Origin of the sequence: Agrobacterium salinitolerans, from assembly GCF_002008225.1 — a bacterium.
Lineage (GTDB): Bacteria > Pseudomonadota > Alphaproteobacteria > Rhizobiales > Rhizobiaceae > Agrobacterium > Agrobacterium salinitolerans.
The window spans coordinates 45,083-62,970 of record NZ_MRDH01000002.1 but is presented as its reverse complement, the minus strand read 5'-3'; the positions used below and the strand labels follow the sequence as shown (position 1 = coordinate 62,970).

General features: G+C 59.3%; 17 protein-coding genes. 10 read left to right on the top strand and 7 right to left on the bottom strand.

Features of this window, described 5'->3' with window-relative positions; translation table 11 throughout:
* The first annotated feature begins 97 nt into the window (after positions 1-97).
* From BS627_RS00430 to BS627_RS00420, 3 genes are all read left to right on the top strand, one after another.
* The gene (locus BS627_RS00430) at positions 98-1,981 is read left to right on the top strand and encodes an MFS transporter (RefSeq protein ID WP_165691081.1); all 1,884 of its coding nucleotides are present in this window, start codon (positions 98-100) and stop codon (positions 1,979-1,981) included.
* 188 nt (positions 1,982-2,169) lie between these two features.
* Positions 2,170-3,744 carry a Re/Si-specific NAD(P)(+) transhydrogenase subunit alpha gene (locus BS627_RS00425; RefSeq protein WP_077981370.1) on the top strand — a complete coding sequence of 525 codons (1,575 nt, stop codon included), beginning with the start codon at positions 2,170-2,172 and terminating at the stop codon, positions 3,742-3,744.
* A 20-nt stretch (positions 3,745-3,764) separates the two neighbouring features.
* Entirely contained in the window at positions 3,765-5,210 is a 1,446-nt protein-coding gene (locus BS627_RS00420; RefSeq protein ID WP_077981369.1) for an NAD(P)(+) transhydrogenase (Re/Si-specific) subunit beta, read from the top strand.
* A 207-nt stretch (positions 5,211-5,417) separates the two neighbouring features.
* On the opposite strand, the gene rutF is transcribed toward BS627_RS00420, so the two are convergent.
* From rutF to BS627_RS00385, 7 genes are all read right to left on the bottom strand, one after another.
* The gene (gene rutF / locus BS627_RS00415) at positions 5,418-5,942 is read right to left on the bottom strand and encodes an NADH-dependent FMN reductase RutF (RefSeq protein WP_077981368.1); all 525 of its coding nucleotides are present in this window, start codon (positions 5,940-5,942) and stop codon (positions 5,418-5,420) included.
* A 26-nt stretch (positions 5,943-5,968) separates the two neighbouring features.
* On the bottom strand, positions 5,969-6,589 hold the full coding sequence (locus tag BS627_RS00410) for a malonic semialdehyde reductase (protein WP_077981367.1): 621 nt from the start codon (positions 6,587-6,589) through the stop codon (positions 5,969-5,971).
* A gap of 17 nt (positions 6,590-6,606) precedes the next feature.
* On the bottom strand, positions 6,607-7,398 hold the full coding sequence (gene rutD, locus BS627_RS00405) for a pyrimidine utilization protein D (protein ID WP_165691080.1): 792 nt from the start codon (positions 7,396-7,398) through the stop codon (positions 6,607-6,609).
* A 12-nt stretch (positions 7,399-7,410) separates the two neighbouring features.
* Positions 7,411-7,797, bottom strand: coding sequence for a pyrimidine utilization protein C (gene rutC, locus BS627_RS00400; RefSeq protein WP_003492069.1), 387 nt, complete (start codon positions 7,795-7,797; stop codon positions 7,411-7,413).
* 26 nt (positions 7,798-7,823) lie between these two features.
* Positions 7,824-8,564: a pyrimidine utilization protein B gene (gene rutB / locus BS627_RS00395; protein ID WP_077981366.1), complete on the bottom strand. Its 741-nt coding sequence runs from the start codon at positions 8,562-8,564 to the stop codon at positions 7,824-7,826.
* Positions 8,561-9,652, bottom strand: coding sequence for a pyrimidine utilization protein A (rutA, locus tag BS627_RS00390; protein ID WP_077981365.1), 1,092 nt, complete (start codon positions 9,650-9,652; stop codon positions 8,561-8,563). Before rutA ends, rutB begins: the two co-directional genes overlap by 4 nt.
* Positions 9,653-10,055: 403 nt before the next feature.
* Positions 10,056-10,667, bottom strand: coding sequence for a biliverdin-producing heme oxygenase (locus BS627_RS00385; protein ID WP_077981364.1), 612 nt, complete (start codon positions 10,665-10,667; stop codon positions 10,056-10,058).
* A 307-nt stretch (positions 10,668-10,974) separates the two neighbouring features.
* Between BS627_RS00385 and BS627_RS00380 the strand changes: the two genes are divergently transcribed.
* The 7 genes from BS627_RS00380 (at position 10,975) to BS627_RS00350 (ending at position 17,809) form a co-directional block, all read left to right on the top strand.
* Positions 10,975-11,859, top strand: a complete 885-nt coding sequence (locus tag BS627_RS00380; protein WP_077981363.1) for a dihydrodipicolinate synthase family protein — start codon at positions 10,975-10,977, stop codon at positions 11,857-11,859.
* Between the two features lie 20 nt (positions 11,860-11,879).
* Positions 11,880-12,536: a GntR family transcriptional regulator gene (locus tag BS627_RS00375; RefSeq protein ID WP_077981362.1), complete on the top strand. Its 657-nt coding sequence runs from the start codon at positions 11,880-11,882 to the stop codon at positions 12,534-12,536.
* Between the two features lie 105 nt (positions 12,537-12,641).
* Positions 12,642-13,970 carry an ABC transporter substrate-binding protein gene (locus BS627_RS00370; RefSeq protein WP_077981361.1) on the top strand — a complete coding sequence of 443 codons (1,329 nt, stop codon included), beginning with the start codon at positions 12,642-12,644 and terminating at the stop codon, positions 13,968-13,970.
* Positions 13,970-14,908 (top strand): carbohydrate ABC transporter permease, encoded by a 939-nt coding sequence (locus BS627_RS00365; protein WP_077981360.1) that lies wholly within the window; start codon positions 13,970-13,972, stop codon positions 14,906-14,908. The genes BS627_RS00370 and BS627_RS00365 overlap by 1 nt, the downstream gene beginning before the upstream one ends.
* 14 nt (positions 14,909-14,922) lie before the next feature.
* Positions 14,923-15,744, top strand: a complete 822-nt coding sequence (locus tag BS627_RS00360; protein WP_170985582.1) for a carbohydrate ABC transporter permease — start codon at positions 14,923-14,925, stop codon at positions 15,742-15,744.
* A 26-nt stretch (positions 15,745-15,770) separates the two neighbouring features.
* The gene (locus BS627_RS00355; protein WP_077981358.1) at positions 15,771-16,829 is read left to right on the top strand and encodes an ABC transporter ATP-binding protein; all 1,059 of its coding nucleotides are present in this window, start codon (positions 15,771-15,773) and stop codon (positions 16,827-16,829) included.
* 20 nt (positions 16,830-16,849) lie between these two features.
* Positions 16,850-17,809: a sugar kinase gene (locus tag BS627_RS00350; RefSeq protein WP_077981357.1), complete on the top strand. Its 960-nt coding sequence runs from the start codon at positions 16,850-16,852 to the stop codon at positions 17,807-17,809.
* Positions 17,810-17,888 lie beyond the last annotated feature (79 nt).

Sequence of the window (17,888 nt, the reverse complement as noted above, 5' to 3'; positions counted from 1 at the left end):
ACTCTCATGGTCCGCGCATTGCAGCCGAAAGGTTGAGTCCAGAGGAGAGAGCTGGGCTCCGCAATGCGTCGATTGGGACATCTGTGGAGGACAGACAATGGCAGATATTGCAGCCGTGAGCGGCGCCGCCCGTCCAATGACGGGCGAAGAGAAGAAGGTGATTTTCGCCTCTTCTCTCGGAACAGTCTTCGAATGGTATGATTTTTATCTCTACGGCTCGCTCGCGATCTATATCGGCGCGAACTTCTTCAGCCAATATCCGGAAACGACGCGCAACATCTTCGCGCTGCTTGCCTTCGCCGCCGGCTTCCTCGTGCGCCCCTTCGGCGCGCTGGTATTCGGCCGTCTGGGCGACATTGTTGGCCGCAAATATACCTTCCTCATCACCATCCTCATCATGGGCGTTTCGACCTTCCTCGTCGGCGTCCTGCCCGGCGCATCGCAGATCGGCATTGCCGCTCCGATCATCCTGATCGTTCTGCGCATGCTGCAGGGCCTGGCGCTCGGCGGTGAATATGGCGGTGCCGCAACCTATGTTGCCGAACATGCACCGAACGGCCGCAGGGGCTATTACACCTCGTGGATCCAGACGACGGCGACGCTCGGCCTTTTCCTGTCGCTGGTGGTCATTCTCGGCGTGCAGTTCGCGCTCGGCAAGGAAGCCTTCGCCGCCTGGGGCTGGCGCATTCCCTTCCTCGTCTCCGTTCTGCTGCTCGGCGTATCGGTCTGGATTCGCCTGAAAATGAACGAATCTCCGGCCTTCAAGAAAATGAAGGAAGAAGGCAAGACATCCAAGGCGCCGCTCAGCGAAGCCTTCGGCCAGTGGAAAAACGCCAAGATCGCGCTCATCGCGCTTGTCGGCGCCGTCATCGGTCAGGCGGTCGTCTGGTATACGGGCCAGTTTTACGCCCTGTTCTTCCTGCAGAGCATTCTGAAGGTGGACGGCCAGTCGGCCAATATCATGGTTGCCATCGCACTCGTCCTCGGCACCAGCTTCTTCGTGATCTTCGGCTGGCTTTCCGACAAGGTTGGCCGCAAACCAATCATCATGGCCGGCCTCATCCTCGCCATGCTGACCTACTTCCCGCTGTTCAAGGCGCTCACCTGGGCGGGCAACCCGGCGCTCGCCGAGGCCCAGTCCACCGTACGCGCCACCGTGACTGCGGCGCCGGGCGACTGCAAGTTCCAGTTCAACCCGACGGGCACTGCGAAATTCACCACATCCTGCGATATCGCCACCTCGTTCCTGACGCGCAATTCCGTGCCCTATGACGTGGTTGCGGGGGCCGCCGGCGAACCGGCAAGCGTGAAGATCGGCAACGCCACCATCGCCAGCTACGATGCGATTGCGGCTGGCGCGGATGCTTCCGCGAAGGACAAGGCCTTCCAGAAGCAAGTCAATATCGCAATGCATGACAGCGGTTATCCGCTGGTACGCGGTGCAGCACAGGTGCCGGATGCGAAACTGGACGCCTTCATCGCCGCAAACCCAGAACTCGGCCTCAATGCCGATGCGGTCCGCGCCACCGACAAGAAGATGGTGGCGACCGACAAGCTGGTGGCTGACAAGCTGCTGACGCCTGCCGAGACCGGCGGTGCGGCGGAAATGGCCGTCTATACCATTGCCGGCGGCGGCGCGTTCTCGATGGTAGCCGACCCGGCCGCCGTAAATTGGGTCGTCATTATCGCAGTGCTGACCGTCCTCGTCATCTACGTGACGATGGTCTACGGCCCGATTGCGGCCCTGCTGGTCGAACTGTTCCCGACCCGCATCCGCTACTCCGGCATGTCGCTGCCATACCACATCGGCAACGGCTGGTTCGGCGGCCTTCTGCCGGCCACCGCCTTTGCGATGAGCGCGGCGAAGGGCGATATCTATTATGGTCTCTGGTACCCGATCATCTTTGCAGGCATCACGCTGGTCGTCGGCCTGCTGTTCCTGCCGGAAACCAAGGATCGCGATATCCACGCCATGGATTGAGCGAAAAGCACCCGAAACAGTCACCCGGCGCCTCGGCGCCGGGTTTTTTATTGCCGCCGTACCGTGACCGCCCCAAATGGCCTTTTCCCTGATGTCAATCCGCCGCAGGTAGAAAAACAGCAAGAACAAGACAAAAATACTCGAAATGGGCTATGACGGCTTATCAGGACGGGAATGGGAGAGCAGTTTTGAGAATCGGGACACCTAAGGAACTCTATGAAGGCGAAGCGCGTGTCGCCATGACGCCGGACAGCGCGCTGGCTTTGCAAAAACTCGGATATGATTGCGTGATCGAGGCTGGCGCTGGCAAGGCGGCCGGTTTTTCCGACGACGCCTATCGCGCGGCAGGCGTGACGGTGGTCGAAAGCGCTGAGGCGCTCTACACCGGTTCCGACATCATCGCCAAGGTTCGCCCACCGGAAACGTCAGAGATTGATCGGCTGTCTTCCGACAAGACGCTGATCTCGTTTTTCTATCCCGCCCAGAACAAGGACCTTCTGGAGCAGGCCAAGGAAAAGGGCGCAAACGTTATCGCCATGGACATGGTGCCGCGCATTTCCCGCGCCCAGAAAATGGACGCCCTGTCTTCCATGGCCAATATCGCCGGTTATCGCGCCGTGATCGAGGCCGGCAATAATTTTGGCCGTTTCTTCACCGGCCAGGTCACCGCCGCCGGCAAGGTGCCGCCCGCCAAGGTTCTGGTCATCGGCGCAGGCGTCGCCGGTCTTGCCGCCATCGGTACGGCCACATCGCTTGGCGCCATCACCTATGCCTTCGACGTTCGCCCTGAGGTGGCCGAACAGATCGAATCCATGGGCGCTGAGTTCGTCTATCTCGATTTCGCCGATCAGCAGCAGGACGGCGCCGCCACCGGCGGTTATGCCGCCCCCTCCTCGCCGGAATTCTGCGAGAAGCAGCTTGAGAAGTTCCGCGAACTGGCGCCGCAGATCGATATCGTCATCACCACCGCGCTGATCCCTGGCCGCGACGCCCCGAAGCTGTGGCTTGCCGACATGGTGGCGATGATGAAGCCGGGTTCGGTCATCATCGACCTCGCCGCAGAACGCGGCGGCAATTGCGACCTCACGGTCCCCGACCAGCGTGTGGTTTCCGACAATGGCGTCATCGTCATCGGCTACACCGATTTTCCGAGCCGCATGGCGGCGCAGGCCTCGACGCTCTATTCCACCAACATCCGTCACATGATGACCGATCTGACGCCCGCAAAAGACGGCAAGCCGGTTCACAATATGGAAGACGATGTCATCCGCGGCGCGACCGTCACCTATCAGGGTGAGATCACTTTCCCGCCGCCGCCGCCGAAGATCCAGGCCATTGCCGCGCAGAAGCCGAAGGAACGCGCCAAAGAGCTGACGCCTGAGGAAAAACACGCGAAAGAACGGGCCGAGTTCAAGGCGCAGACCAAAAGCCAGGTCGGGCTGCTGGTCGTCGGTACCGCGCTTCTGCTTCTCGTCGGTCTTTTTGCACCGGCAAGTTTCATGAGCCACTTCATCGTCTTCGTGCTCGCCTGCTTCATCGGTTTCCAGGTCATCTGGAATGTCAGCCATTCGCTGCACACCCCGCTGATGGCGGTGACAAACGCGATTTCCGGCATCGTCATCATCGGTGCACTGCTGCAGATCGGTTCCGGCAACTGGCTGGTGGTGATCCTTGCCTCGCTTTCCGTCCTGATCGCGACGATCAACATCGTCGGCGGTTTCCTCGTGACACGGCGCATGCTCGCCATGTTCCAGAAGTCCTGAGCGTGCGGGGATTTAAATAAATGACCATTGGTATCGTTTCCGCGGCCTATGTTGCCGCAGCCGTTCTTTTCATCCTCTCGCTCGGCGGTCTTTCCGGACAGGAAAGCGCTAAGCGCGCCGTCTGGTACGGCATCGTTGGCATGGGCCTCGCCATCATCGCCACCGTCTTCGGCCCCGAAATCAGCAAGGGCGTCGGGCAATGGCTCGTCGTGCTCTTGATGCTGGCCGGCGGCTCGGTTCTCGGCTACTTCGTCGCAAGCCGCGTGCAGATGACCGAAATGCCACAGCTTGTGGCAGCCCTTCACTCCTTCGTCGGCCTTGCCGCCGTCTTCATCGGCTTCAACGCCCATATCGAGGAAGCGCATGTCGCCTCGCTCGATGAGACCGCACGTTCGCTGCTGACCGGCTTTTCCGCCATTCTCGCCCACAAGACGCCGGTGGAACTGGCGATCATGAAGGTCGAAGTTTTCCTCGGCGTCTTCATCGGCGCGGTCACCTTCACCGGTTCGGTCGTCGCCTTTGGCAAGCTTGCCGGCAAGGTGGACGGCAAGGCGAAGAAGCTGCCCGGCGGGCATCTTCTGAACGCCGGTGCTGCGATCCTGTCGCTCCTGCTGCTCATCATGTATTGCAATGGCGCCGGCGCATGGACGCTCGTCCTGATGACGCTCGCCGCCTTCTTCATCGGTTATCACCTGATCATGGGCATCGGCGGCGCCGACATGCCGGTCGTCGTCTCGATGCTGAACAGCTATTCCGGCTGGGCGGCGGCGGCCATCGGCTTCACGCTTGGCAACGATCTCTTGATCGTCACCGGTGCGCTGGTCGGCTCATCGGGTGCGATCCTCTCCTACATCATGTGCAAGGCGATGAACCGCTCCTTCATCTCGGTCATCCTCGGCGGCTTCGGCGGCACGACAGGTCCGGCGATGGAAATCGAGGGCGAGCAGGTGGCGATCGACGCCGAAGGCGTGGCCGCAGCACTCAACGACGCCGACAGTGTCATCATCGTGCCCGGTTACGGCATGGCGGTGGCGCAGGCGCAATCGGCCGTGTCGGAACTGACCCGCAAGCTGCGCGCCGACGGCAAGACCGTGCGTTTCGCCATCCATCCGGTGGCAGGCCGTCTTCCGGGCCACATGAACGTGCTGCTCGCCGAAGCCAAGGTGCCCTACGACATCGTGCTGGAAATGGACGAGATCAACGACGATTTCCCGAGCACCGACGTCGTCATCGTCATCGGCTCCAACGACATCGTCAATCCGGCGGCGCAGGACGATCCGAATTCACCCATCGCCGGCATGCCGGTTCTGGAAGTGTGGAAATCGAAACTCGTCATCGTCTCCAAGCGCGGCCAGGGCACCGGTTATTCCGGTATCGAGAACCCGCTGTTCTACAAGGACAATACGCGGATGTTCTATGGCGACGCGAAGAAGTCGATCAACGATCTTCTGCCGCTGATCAAGTAAATGAAAAGGGCGTTTCCGGGAATCCGGGAACGCCCTTTTTGCTGACGTGAAAAGAAACTTCCGCCGTCATCCTCGGGCTTGTCCCGAGGATCTATCCACGTCGAATAAAATCAATCGGTTGCAGATCCTCGAGACAAGCCCGAGGATGACGGCGTGCAAATAGCTGATCGTGAATTAAGGGGTATCATCCGGCCGCAGAGACTGCGTTCAAAGCACCCGGTAACGCCGGTTGAAATACATCAGCGCTTCATCACCCGCATTGATCTTCATATCGACGACCTCGCAGATCAGAATGTCATGCGTGCCGCCGTCATGCGCCTCGCGGATGCGGCAGTCGAAAGAGACGAGTGCATCCTCCAGAACCGGCGCACCGGTTTCGAGCACGCCCCAGCTACCCGCGGCGAAGCGCTCGTCCGCCGGTGTCTTGCCGCCAAAAAGCGTGCTCAGAACCTCGTGATGGGCGGCAAGCGTATTGATGCAGATAACGCCATTAGCCTTCACCACCTTGTAGGCTGAGGCATTGCGGTTGAGGCAGACGAGAAGCGTCGGCGGATTATCGGAAACGCTGCAAACCGCCGTTGCGGCAAAACCGGCACGGCCTGCCGCGCCATCCGTCGTCACGATATTGACCGCCGCACCGAGCCGCGCCATGGCGTTTCTATAATCGAGGCTGCGCTGCTCAGCAGTCTTCGTCTCCATTTCCGCTTCCTTTTCAAGAGACATCATCTGCATCTAACCCATCCTTCCTTAACAGGCCATCAAGCCAGGAGACACGCGTCTTCAAAGCCAAGACGCGGCAGGCGGCCGAACAGCTTCGACGGATCGCCATAACCGAGATTGATCAGGAAATTGGATTTCCACGTCCTGCCCGCGAAAAATGCCGCATCCACCTTGGCCTTGTCGAAGCCGGACATGGCGCCGGTATCCAGCCCCAGAGCGCGCGCGGCAAGGATCAGATATCCGGCCTGAAGCGTGGCGTTGCGAAAAGCCGTTTCTTCGGCCACAGAAGGGCTGGACGTGAACCACGAACGCGCATCGGCATGCGGAAACAGTTCCGGCAGTTTCTCGTAGAATTCCCCGTCAATGGCGGCGATGACCGTCACGGGTGCCGCCATGGTCTTTTCGAGATTGCCCGAAGAGAGTGCCGGCCGAAGCTTTTCCTTGCCTTCCGGGCTGCGCACGAAAACGAAACGCGCGGGCGAGCAATTGGCCGAGGTCGGCCCCATCTTCGTCAGATCGTAAAGCGCCTTCAGCGTCTCGTCGCCAATCGGCTTGTCCATCCAGCCATTGTGGGTGCGTGCTTCGGTGAAAAGCGTTGCCAGTGCAGCGTCGTCAAGTGCCCCGTTGTCCAGTACATTGTCATCAAGTGCTTTCGTCATCTTGCTCTAAAATCCTGTCATAATGTCTGGTCGGCTGGCAGCAGGAACTGCAATAGCCGCTCGTTGAAAAGGTCGGGCTCGGTGATATTCACCGCATGGGCGCCGAAATCCAAAAGACAAAGCTCGCTTTGCGGCAATCCCTCCGCCAAACGCAGCGAGCGGGTATAAGGCACCAGAAGATCGTCCTTCGTCGCCACCACCAGCACCGGACTGTCGATCTCACCTAGACGGCTATCGACATCAAATGCCCGAAGCGCCGCAATGCGCCGCAGCACATTCACCTTGCCCTGAAAATGCGCGACGCCATGGGCATCATCCCGCGCCAGCCGTTCCTGATGCTCCGACATCCAGGCGGCCGGATAAAGAAACAGCGGCTGGGCTTTGACGAAGGCCTCGACACCGGATTTCTCCAGAAGCTCGATCCGCACGTCAAAGCAGCGTCCCGAATGCGGATCGGCCTTGCTCCACGCATTGATAAGCACCAGCCGGTCGATAAGGCCGGGCCGCCGCAGCGCGATATCGAGGCCGATCAGGCCGCCGAGCGCATGGCCCATGAAATGGAATTTTTCGAGGTTCAGGGCCGAGGCAATCTCCAGCACATCATCCGCCATGGCAGATATGCCGCCCTCCTCCGGCACCTCGCCGCCCGTCCTTCCGGTTCCGCGGTGGTCATAGGTGACCACGCGGAAATGACGGGAAAGGGCTTCGATCTGCGGCGCCCAATAGGCACCCGATCCGCCCAGCCCCGAAGACAAAAGGATGGTAGGTGCCTCGGCATCTGTGCGGCCATGAACCTCGAAGTGCATCATCTGCCGTCTCGCCTATTTGCCGATATGGGCGACGGTGGCGATTTCCACCAGCGCATCTGGCTTCACGAGGCCGCACTGGATGCAATAACGCGCCGGCTTGTCGCCGGGGAAATATTCGGCATAGACCGTGTTGACGGCCTGATAATTTGCCCAGTCGGTGATGAAGATGTGGTTCATCGTCACGTCTTCCATCGTGCCGCCCGCGGTTTCGATGACCGACTTGATGGTTTCCAGAACATGGCGTGTCTGGGCGCTCGCATCGCCCACATGCACGACATTATTGTCCTTGTCGAAGGGCAGCGTGCCGGACACGTAAACCACGCCATCGGCAAGCGTTCCCGGCGAAAAAGGGGCGATGGGTTTGCTGGTGCCGGCAGGCACGACGATCTTCTTCGGCATTTCGTTCTCCTCTTTGTGGTTGGATATCAAGCGCTGACGGGTGCGGCCTGCGAGATGACGCCGCAGAAATCATTGACGGTGGCGACCCAGCCGAAAAATTTCTCGACATTGTAGACCGTCGCCTGCTGGATATAGTCCGGTCCCAGATGATGCGTGGCATCCTCCAGCATCACCCCGAAATATTCGAGATGGAAGGCGTCGCGCAGCGAGCTTTCCACGCAGACATTGGTGGCGATGCCGACGAAGACCAGATTGCGGATACCGCGGGCGCGCAGCACGCTGTCCATATTGGTGTTGAAGAACCCGCTATAACGCGTCTTCGGCACCAAGATATCGCCTGGCTGCGGTTGCAGCTCGTCAACGATGGCGTAGTCCCACGTCCCCTTGGCCAACAGCTGGCCCTGCAATTCTGGCCTTTTGCGCATAGTTTTCAGGGCGTTGGACTTGTGCCAGTTGGGCGAACCAGGTCCACCCGCCTCGACATAGTCCTTGTCCCAGCCATTCTGGAAATAAATGACCTGGACACCCGCCGCGCGCGCCGCATCCAGCGTCTTCTTGATGTTGGCGATGGTGCTTTTGGCGCCTGATATGTCGAACCCGGCCAGATCGACATAACCGCCCTCGGTCGAATAGGCGTTCTGCATGTCGACCACGACAACGGCGGTCTCGCTGGGTTTGAGGGTAATCGGCTCCGGCCTTGCGGGAAGTGTGACGCTTTCCGAACGGCTTTCCGGCCCCTTGTAACCCGCCACGACGGCTTCACTCATTCCGCTGCCTCCAGTTCGGCCAGCACATGCCGGCGGCTCTTCATCAGCGGCTGCACATATTTGCCGAATTTTTCGACGCCCTCGAGGAAGTCGTCGAAAGTCAGCATCACGCCGCCAGTCCCCGGCACCTCGCTCATCTCGTCCAGCATGGCTGCCACTTCCTCATAGGAGCCGATCAGCGTTCCCATGTTGATATTGACCGCCGAGACGGGATTGGACATGTGCCGGACATTGGTGTCGGAGCCGGATTTGGTATCGACGGCGCTTTGCAAGCCGAGCCACTTGATCGCATCCTCATCCGCACCCGCCTTGTAATGCTCCCACTTCGCCCAGGCATCCTCGGATTTTTCCTCGGCAAGGATCATGGTCAGCACGACGGATTTAACCTCGCGGCCGCTTTTTTCCGTTGCCGCCAGAAGTCGCTCATTGGTGGGCGCAAAAGCCTTGGGCGTATTGACGCCAACACCGAAGCAGAAGCTGTAATCGGCGAACTTGGCCGAAAACGCCATGCCGGAATTGGAGGAACCGGCGCAGATGAGCTTCACATCCCCCTGCGGCACCGGCTTCATACGGCAATCGTCCATTTGGAAGAACTTGCCCTTGAAGTCCGACTGGCCCTCCGTCAGCAGCTCTTTCAGCACGGAGGTATATTCGCCGAGATATTCGTAACGATCACCAAAATAATCGTCACCCGGCCAAAGCCCCATCTGGCTATATTCCGGCCGCTGCCAGCCGGTAATCAGGTTGATGCCGAAACGACCGCCGGAAATGGAATCGATCGTCGTCGCCATACGCGCAACAATGGCCGGCGGCATGACCAGCGTGGCGGCGGTGCCGAACAGCTTGATCTTGGAGGTAACGGCAGCGAGGCCCGCCATCAGCGTGAAGGATTCCAGATTATAATCCCAGAATTCGGTCTTGCCGCCAAAACCGCGCAGCTTGATCATCGACAGCGCAAAGTCGAAACCATATTGCTCCGCCTTCAGCGTGATCGCCTTGTTGAGATCAAAGCTCGGCTTGTATTGCGGCGCGTTTTCTGAAAGCAGCCAACCATTGTTCCCGATCGGGATAAAAACACCGATTTCCATTTTGCTGTTCCCTTTTTTGCGTCAGGTGTCTCCTGACTTGAGAAAAGAGTAGCAGGTTCTGTGCCAGACCAAATACAATAATTTTATCAAATGGATAAAATTTTGGGACGCATCTAGCCTTGACCGAAAGGCAAAATTTTTATCATTTGGTAAAAATATTTGCCTGTTTATTCGGCAAATATTGAGAGCGATACGTCAAAGGTGAGCGGCTCTCGCAGTAGGCCTGAAAGTGCCGCGAGGCTCGCCTCACACTCTTCGTCATTCTCGGGCTTGTCCCGAAGATCTAACCATGTTGCGTAAAATCAATCGGTTGCAGATTCTCGGGACAAGCCCGAGGATGACGCTTACCGTTTCAGGAACTACGATCAGCCCGCGATAGCTCTCTGGAAGCTATGCTAAAACCTCAACCCATCCGCTGCTGCGCATAGGCATGCACCGCCCGGAAAGCGGACTCGGCGCCTGCGACAACCCGCTCTTCCTCTTCAACGGTCAGCGAAATTTCATCAAGCGCAGCGGTGAAGGTGCGCCAGTGCAGGCCACGACCTTCGGGAGCGCCAGCGAGATGGCGGGCGCCGAATTCTTCCCCAAGCCCAAGCTTTGCCGCGTCCTTCAGCAGGAAGGCCGCACCGAGATTGGATCCTTCGACCACGTAAAGCCAGCCCATGGCCTCCGGCAGATCGAAGGGCGTCTCGGCGGAAAAACGCGGCGCGGCCGTTTCGGGAATGGCAAGACCGAGATCGGAAAGATCCTGCTCGATCATGGAGAGACGACGGCGGCCCTTGAGGTCGGGCAGCAGGCCATCAAGCGTGGCATTGGCGAAGAAGACATCGAGATCGCGATGGAAAAGATATTGCGTTTCGACGAACTTGCCGAAGTTCTCACGGCTCTCGAACGGCTTCGATGCCATAATGAAACTATCGAGATCGCCATGCGCCCCGCGCGTCGCTGCCTTCAGACGCTTGACGCGGCTCTGCTCGGTCTCCGCTACAGGCGCTGCCGACTCCACAATAGTCATGATGATGGTCCCTTATCCCTATATTCAGACTGCCTGATAAAAATCTTTACTCCGACAGTCAAATTTTATTTTCGCATTTTTCCGTCTCCCTGCCCATGATGCTTGTGCGTCTCGCACCGCGATAAACTCATGCCCATCCGGACCGATCCAATCAATCCTCATCGGTGCTGGCAAGCCCACCCCAGAACTCATTTCCCCTGTAAAGTCCTGAACGCTCACGCTCCGAGCAATCCTCCTGCAATTACTGCTTTACAACTAACATGTCAGTATGCCATCAATTCGCGGTCACCTTGGAGGAGCATCTTAATTGACCCAGAAATTCGGCCTTTCGGCAGCCCTGACAACCCCTTTCAAAACGGACGGAACGGTCGATATCGATGCCATGATCGCCCATGCCCGCCGTTGCCTGTCCAATGGCTGCGACAGCGTGACACTCTTCGGCACGACGGGTGAAGGCTGCTCTGTCGGCAGCCGCGAACGGCAGACGATCCTCTCCAGCTTCATTGCAGCAGGCATTGCACCGTCGCGTATCGTCACCGGGGTTCTGGTGGATTCCATCGAAGATGCGGCAGACCAGTCGGCGGAAGCCCTGAAAGCCGGCGCCCGCAATATTCTTCTCGCCCCGCCTTCCTATTTCAAGAATGTCAGCGACGACGGCCTGTTTGCCTGGTTCTCGGCGGTCTTTTCGAAGATCGGTAAGGATGCACGCGACATTCTCGTCTACAACATCCCTTCCGTGACTATGGTAACACTGTCGGTCGAACTGGTGGGGCGGCTGAGACAAGCGTTTCCGGGCATCGTTACCGGCGTGAAGGACTCCTCAGGCAACTGGAGCCATACCGAGCGCCTGCTGAAAGAACATGGCGATCTCGCCATTCTGATCGGCGATGAGCGTGATCTCGCAAGAGGCGTCCGCCTCGGCGGTCAGGGCGCCATATCCGGCGTTGCCAATTTCCTGACGCAGGAAGTCCGCGCGATGGCCGTTGACGGCAAGGATGATCCCCGCATTGTCGATCTTGTTGTGGAACTTCTGAAATTCCCGGTTACGCCTGCCGTCAAGGTGCTGGTATCACACACGACAGGGGAAACTATCTGGTCGGATGTGCGTGCACCGCTCGTCGCGATTTCACCTGAGGATCGGCGGCAGATCGAGGGCGCTTTCGACGCGCTGTTTCGCAGGCAGGCCGCCTGAACAAAGCTGAAAGGTTGAGCATGGACGATACCGGCGAACAGACATTGCGGGAACGGGCGTATGAGAGCTTTACGCACCACCTTCTCTCGCGCGACGTTCGCCCGGGGCAATTCATCTCGCAGCGCCGCCTCGTGGAACTGACGGGCCTGCCGCTCGGCGCGATCCGGGAGGCAATTCCGCGGCTGGAGGCGGAAGGTCTGATCAAGACGGTACCGCAGCGGGGATTGCAGGTCGCCCATATCGACATCAACCTCATTCGCGAGGCGTTCCAGTTCCGTATCTTTCTCGAGAAGGAGGCCGTGGCGCTCTTTACCCGTTCGGCCTCGGACGAGACCATCGCCAGGCTGTTGAAACAGCACCGCGATATCGCCGAGGCGACGGAAAACGGTGGGGAATCGCCGGAGCTCGATCAGCATGCCCAGCAGGTGGACTGGGGCATGCACGATGCCTTCATCGATAGTCTCGGCAACTCGATCATCTCGAACGCCTACAGGGTCAATTCCATCAAGATGCGCCTCATCAATCAGGAGCGCTTTCGCATCGCAGGCCACGTGAAATCGGTGATGAAAGAACACCTCGCCATTCTCGAAGCCATTGAGAAGCGATCCGTCGAAGACGCCGTAGAGCGCCTGACCGCCCATATTCGCAACGCAAGGGACAGGGCGCTGGCAGTATAGGGCAATTCCGGCAGGGCAGCAGAACGGTCCTGCGCCGGAATTGCATGAAAATAAGCAACAAGCCGGAGGTGAGGAGAATTTCCGGCTAACTGGAGGAGAACTGACATGAGGCATTCATTGCTCAACCCCACGCGTCGCGCCTTTCTGGCAGGCACGGCCGCGATTGGCGGCAGCGCGATGCTCGGCATTCGCCCGGCATCGGCGGCGGTGAACTGGAAAAAACACGCAGGCACGACGCTTGAAGTCAATCTCGTCAAAAGCCCGCGCAGCGAAACGCTGATCAAATATCTCGGCGAATTCGAAGAGCTGACCGGCATCAAGGTCAATGCCGAAGCAACGCCGGAACAACAGCAGCGCCAGAAGGTGGTCATCGAACTTTCCTCTGGAAAGCCCAGCTTCGACGTTGTGCATCTGAGCTACCACGTTCAGAAGCGACAGTTCGAAAAAGGCAAGTGGCTGGCCGATATTAGCGGCTTCCTGAAGGACCCGTCGCTCACCGATCCGTCGCTCACCGAAAAGGACTTTGCCGAGGCCGGCATGCTGTTTGCGAAGGATAGCGACGGCGTGCTGCGCTCGCTCCCCTTCTCGGTGGATTACTGGATCGTCTACTGGAACAAGGAGCTCTTCGAAGCCAAGGGCCTTAAATACCCGGAGACCTTCGAGGAACTGGTAACGGCGGCGGAAAAGATCACCGACCCCGCAACCAACACCTATGGTTTCGTGGCGCGCGGCCTCAAGAACGCCAATACACCTGTCTGGACCTCGCTGATGCTGGGTTACGGCGCAAAACCAATCGTGGACGGCAAGATCAATACCGAATCCAAGGAAGCGGTTGAAGCTGCAAAGCTCTATCAGCGTCTGATGACCAAAGCCGCCCCTCCCGGCGTCTCCGGCTTCAACTGGGCCGAAGCGCAGTCGGCCTTCCTTCAGGGCAAGATCGGCATGTGGTTCGATGGCGTCGGTTTTGCGCCGCCGATCGAAAACCCGGAAAAATCCCGCGTTGTCGGCAAGGTCGGTTACGGCGTCATGCCGAAGGGTCCGGCAGCACAGGCCGCCGGCACCTTTGGCGATGGTCTCGGCGTCGTCGAAGCCAGCAGCAAGAAGGAAGCCGCCTATCTCTTCTGCCAATGGGCGATTTCGCATGAAATGGGCGCGCGTCTCTTGCAGGCCGGTGCGGGTGTTCCGTTCCGCCAGTCCATTCTCGAAGATCAGAAGGTCCGCGAAGGCGTCAAGATGCCGGCCACCTGGTTGGACGCCGTCGTCGACTCCGGAAAGGTCTCGCAGCTGGCGCTCCCCGTCATCATTCCGGTGACGGAATTCCGCGACATCTACGGCGTCGGCCTCACCAACATGATCGGCGGCGCGGACCCGGCAACTGAGCTGAAAAAGGCAACGGAACAGTTCGCACCCGTTCTGGCGCGTAGCGAGGGATAATGGCCTCCGTGAGCATCGAAAACACCAAGACAGGCGCGAGCCGGAAAGAAGGGAGCAGGCCCGCAAGGCTTGCTCCCAATTACTGGCCCTTCGTCATACCGGCACTTGTCGTCATTTCGGCGGTGATCGTTTTTCCGTGGGTCTTCACCCTCTGGATGAGCGCGCATCGCTGGACGCTCGGACAGGAGCAGAGCTTTATCGGTTTCGAGAACTATATCAGGCTTGCAAGCGATATCAGGTTCTGGGAATCGCTCTGGCATACGCTCATCTATACCGTGCTGTCGGTCGTCGCTCCGCTTATCCTCGGAACATTGGCGGCGCTGGTTTTCGATGCACAGTTTCCGCTGCGCGGTTTTCTGCGCGGCGTCTTCGTCATGCCAATGATGGCGACCCCAGTCGCCATCGCGCTCGTCTGGACCATGATGTTCCACCCGCAGCTCGGCGTTCTGAACTATCTCCTGTCCTTCATCCACATCGGGCCGCTGGAATGGATCTACAACCAGTCCACCGTCATCCCCTCGCTGGTTCTGGTGGAAACCTGGCAATGGACACCGCTCGTCATGCTGATCGTGCTCGGCGGTCTCGCCGCCGTGCCGCGCGAACCCTATGAAAGTGCTGAAATCGACGGCGCCAACGCCTGGCAGAAGTTCCGTTACCTGACGATGCCGATGATTGCGCCGTTCCTGATGATCGCCGTCATCATCCGCTCCATCGACGCCGTCAAAAGCTTCGACATCATCTATGCGATGACTCAAGGGGGGCCCGGCACGGCATCGGAAACCATCAACATCTATCTCTACAACACGGCCTTTGCCTATTACGACATTGGTTACGGCTCGGCCATGGCGGTGGTCTTCTTCATCATCATCGTGGCGCTGTCCTTCGTGCTTCTGATGGTGCGCCAGCGCTCACAATGGAACGAGATGGAGGATCGCTGATGTCTGCAAAAATCCTGAAACGCAAAAATCTCGACCGGCTCGGCCTGTTTTTCGTGGCGCTGGTGATGATCTCTCCCGTCATCCTGTTCTTCATCTGGATGATCTCGCTGTCGCTGAAATATGAAATCGACAACGGCGCCTATCCGCCGATCCTCATTCCCGAACGCTTTGCCTGGTCGAACTATGTGAAAGTGTTCGAGGAGAATAATTTCTTCCTCTATTTCTGGAATTCGGTCCTCGTCACCGGCGCCGCCACCATTCTGGCGTTGGTGATCGGCGTGCCGGCCGGCTACGGCATTGCCCGACTGAAGGCTGAAAAATCGGCCGTCGTCATCATGATCGCCCGCATGACGCCCGGCCTTTCTTTCCTCATTCCGCTGTTCCTGCTGTTCCAATGGCTGAACCTCTTGGGCACGCTCTGGCCGCAGATCATCATCCATCTTGTGGTGACGGTACCGATCGTCGTCTGGATCATGATCGGTTACTTCGAGACGACCCCGAAGGAACTGGAAGAGGCGGCAAGCATCGATGGCGCATCCTCCTGGCAGGTGTTCCGGCTGGTGGCGCTGCCGATTGCCAAGCCCGGCATCGTCGTTTCCTTTATCCTCGCGGTCATCTTCTCGTGGAACAACTTCGTCTTCGGCATCGTGCTGGCCAGCCGCGAAACGCGCACCCTGCCGGTCGCGGTCTACAACATGCTGTCCTTCGAACAGGTGAGCTGGGGACCGCTGGCCGCAGCCGCGCTGATCGTGACGCTGCCGGTGCTGCTGCTGACCATGTTCGCACAGAAACAGATCGTGGCGGGTCTCACCGCCGGCGCCGTCAAGGGCGGCTGAATTCAAATTATAACGGGAACCAAAACATGGCACCGGTCAATATTCAAAATGTCCAGAAGCGCTTCGGCTCGGTCAACGTCATCCACGGTATCGATATCGACATCAAGGACGGAGAATTCGTCGTCCTCGTTGGCCCTTCCGGCTGCGGCAAATCCACCCTGCTGCGCATGATCGCAGGCCTGGAAGAGCTGAGCGACGGCGAGATCCACATCGGCCCGCGCGAGGTGAGCAACCTGCCCGCCCGCGACCGCGATATCGCCATGGTCTTCCAGAACTACGCCCTTTATCCGCATATGACGGTGAAGGATAATATGGGCTTCGCGCTGAAGCTGAAGAAGGTGAGCGCGGAGGAAACCAGGGCCAAGGTCGACAGGGCCGCCGCCATTCTGGGCCTGGAAAAACTGCTCGACCGTTATCCACGCCAGCTCTCCGGCGGCCAGCGCCAGCGTGTGGCCATGGGCCGGGCGCTGGTGCGCGATCCGCAGGTCTTCCTGTTTGACGAGCCGCTTTCCAACCTCGACGCCAAGCTGCGTGTGCAGATGCGCGGCGAGATCAAGGCCATGCACCAGCGCATCGGCACGACAACCATCTACGTCACCCACGACCAGGTGGAAGCCATGACCATGGCCGACAAGATCGTGGTGCTGCATGATGGCGTGATCGAACAGATCGGCGCACCGCTCGAACTTTACGACAATCCTGCCAATCTTTTCGTTGCCGGTTTCATCGGTTCGCCGGCCATGAATTTCATTCGCGGCCGGGTGGAAGAAGGCGTTTTCCGCACCACCAAGGGCCTTAGCCTGCCGCTGCCCGCCCATGCCGATATCGGCAAGCTCGGCGGCCGCGATCTCGTCTACGGCGTGCGGCCGGAACATATCCGCGCTGCCGAGACCGGCATCGAAGGCCGGGTCGAACTGGTCGAAGGCACCGGCTCGGAAATCTACGCCAAGCTCGATTGCAAGGGTGACGATATCGCCTGCCTGTTCCGCGAGCGCCTGAATGTCCGCTTCGGCGATACGATCCACATTGCCATCGACCCGGCAACGGTGCATCTGTTCGACAAGGACAGCGGCAAGCGCATCTGAACACGGCGGGAGCGGAGAGAATGGTAAAGGAAGCGGGCGGCAAGCATGTGCTCTGCGTGGGTGCCGCCGTGCTCGACACCCTGTTTCGCGTGGCAGACATGCCGAAGGGCGAAGGCAAGGTCCTGCCCTATGAGATGCTGCAGATCGCCGAAGGCATGGCCTCCAGCGCCGCCTATGCCGTCCATCGCATGGGCGGCCACGCCAGCCTGTGGGGTGCGGTGGGCGACGACGAGACCGGAAGCCGTATCCTGCGCGATCTCTCCGAAAGCGGCATCGATGTTGCCGGCATGACCGTTGCTTCCGGCGCGCGCTCGGCACTCTCGACGATCATCATCGATGATCGTGGTGAAAGGCTGATCGTGCCTTTCTACGATCACCGCCTGCACGAGAAAAAACGCGCCTGCACGCCGGAAGATATTGCCCCCTTTGATGCCGTTCTCGTTGATGTTCGCTGGCCGGAACTGGCGCTTGATGTCCTTGATGTGGCGCGTACGCTCGGCAAACCCGCCATTCTGGATGGCGACGTTGCACCGGTGGAAACGCTGGAGAAGCTCGCCCCTGCCGCAACCCATATCGTCTTTTCCGAACCCGCCGCCGCCCGGATGACGGGCATCGAAACTGTAAAAGACATGCTACCGGTGCTACACGCCCGTCATCCGCAAACCTTCATCGCCGTCACCGCCGGTCCGGCGGGCTGCTGGTGGACGGAGGCCGGCGATCCGGCGGTGCATTTCCAGACGACGATGCAGGTCAAGGCAGTGGATACGCTGGCGGCGGGCGATATCTTCCACGGCACCTTTGCGCTGGCGATGGCTGAGGGCATGCAAAGCCGCGCCGCCATCCGCCTCTCCTCCGTTGCCGCCGCGCTCAAATGCACCGTCTTCGGCGGCCGCATCGGCGCGCCGACCCGCGGAGAAACGGAAGACGCGATGCGGCAATGGCTGGAGCGGGAAGGCGAAGCCGCGTTGCGCGCCTCCTGAGCGCATCCATTGCCCGCATAAAACTATTCCATTTTTGCGATGCCGTTTCACGGCGAACTAGGCTAACGTCAAGTCAGAG

What these genes read in the sequence shown, in the direction of transcription:
- BS627_RS00430 (WP_165691081.1), top strand. Translation starts at nt 98, where the DNA reads ATGGCAGATATTGCAGCCGTGAGCGGCGCCGCCCGTCCAATGACGGGC.
- BS627_RS00420 (WP_077981369.1), top strand. Translation starts at nt 3,765, where the DNA reads ATGACCATTGGTATCGTTTCCGCGGCCTATGTTGCCGCAGCCGTTCTT.
- rutF (WP_077981368.1), bottom strand. Translation starts at nt 5,942, where the DNA reads ATGCAGATGATGTCTCTTGAAAAGGAAGCGGAAATGGAGACGAAGACT.
- BS627_RS00410 (WP_077981367.1), bottom strand. Translation starts at nt 6,589, where the DNA reads ATGACGAAAGCACTTGATGACAATGTACTGGACAACGGGGCACTTGAC.
- rutD (WP_165691080.1), bottom strand. Translation starts at nt 7,398, where the DNA reads ATGATGCACTTCGAGGTTCATGGCCGCACAGATGCCGAGGCACCTACC.
- rutC (WP_003492069.1), bottom strand. Translation starts at nt 7,797, where the DNA reads ATGCCGAAGAAGATCGTCGTGCCTGCCGGCACCAGCAAACCCATCGCC.
- rutB (WP_077981366.1), bottom strand. Translation starts at nt 8,564, where the DNA reads ATGAGTGAAGCCGTCGTGGCGGGTTACAAGGGGCCGGAAAGCCGTTCG.
- rutA (WP_077981365.1), bottom strand. Translation starts at nt 9,652, where the DNA reads ATGGAAATCGGTGTTTTTATCCCGATCGGGAACAATGGTTGGCTGCTT.
- BS627_RS00385 (WP_077981364.1), bottom strand. Translation starts at nt 10,667, where the DNA reads ATGACTATTGTGGAGTCGGCAGCGCCTGTAGCGGAGACCGAGCAGAGC.
- BS627_RS00375 (WP_077981362.1), top strand. Translation starts at nt 11,880, where the DNA reads ATGGACGATACCGGCGAACAGACATTGCGGGAACGGGCGTATGAGAGC.
- BS627_RS00370 (WP_077981361.1), top strand. Translation starts at nt 12,642, where the DNA reads ATGAGGCATTCATTGCTCAACCCCACGCGTCGCGCCTTTCTGGCAGGC.
- BS627_RS00365 (WP_077981360.1), top strand. Translation starts at nt 13,970, where the DNA reads ATGGCCTCCGTGAGCATCGAAAACACCAAGACAGGCGCGAGCCGGAAA.
- BS627_RS00355 (WP_077981358.1), top strand. Translation starts at nt 15,771, where the DNA reads ATGGCACCGGTCAATATTCAAAATGTCCAGAAGCGCTTCGGCTCGGTC.
- BS627_RS00350 (WP_077981357.1), top strand. Translation starts at nt 16,850, where the DNA reads ATGGTAAAGGAAGCGGGCGGCAAGCATGTGCTCTGCGTGGGTGCCGCC.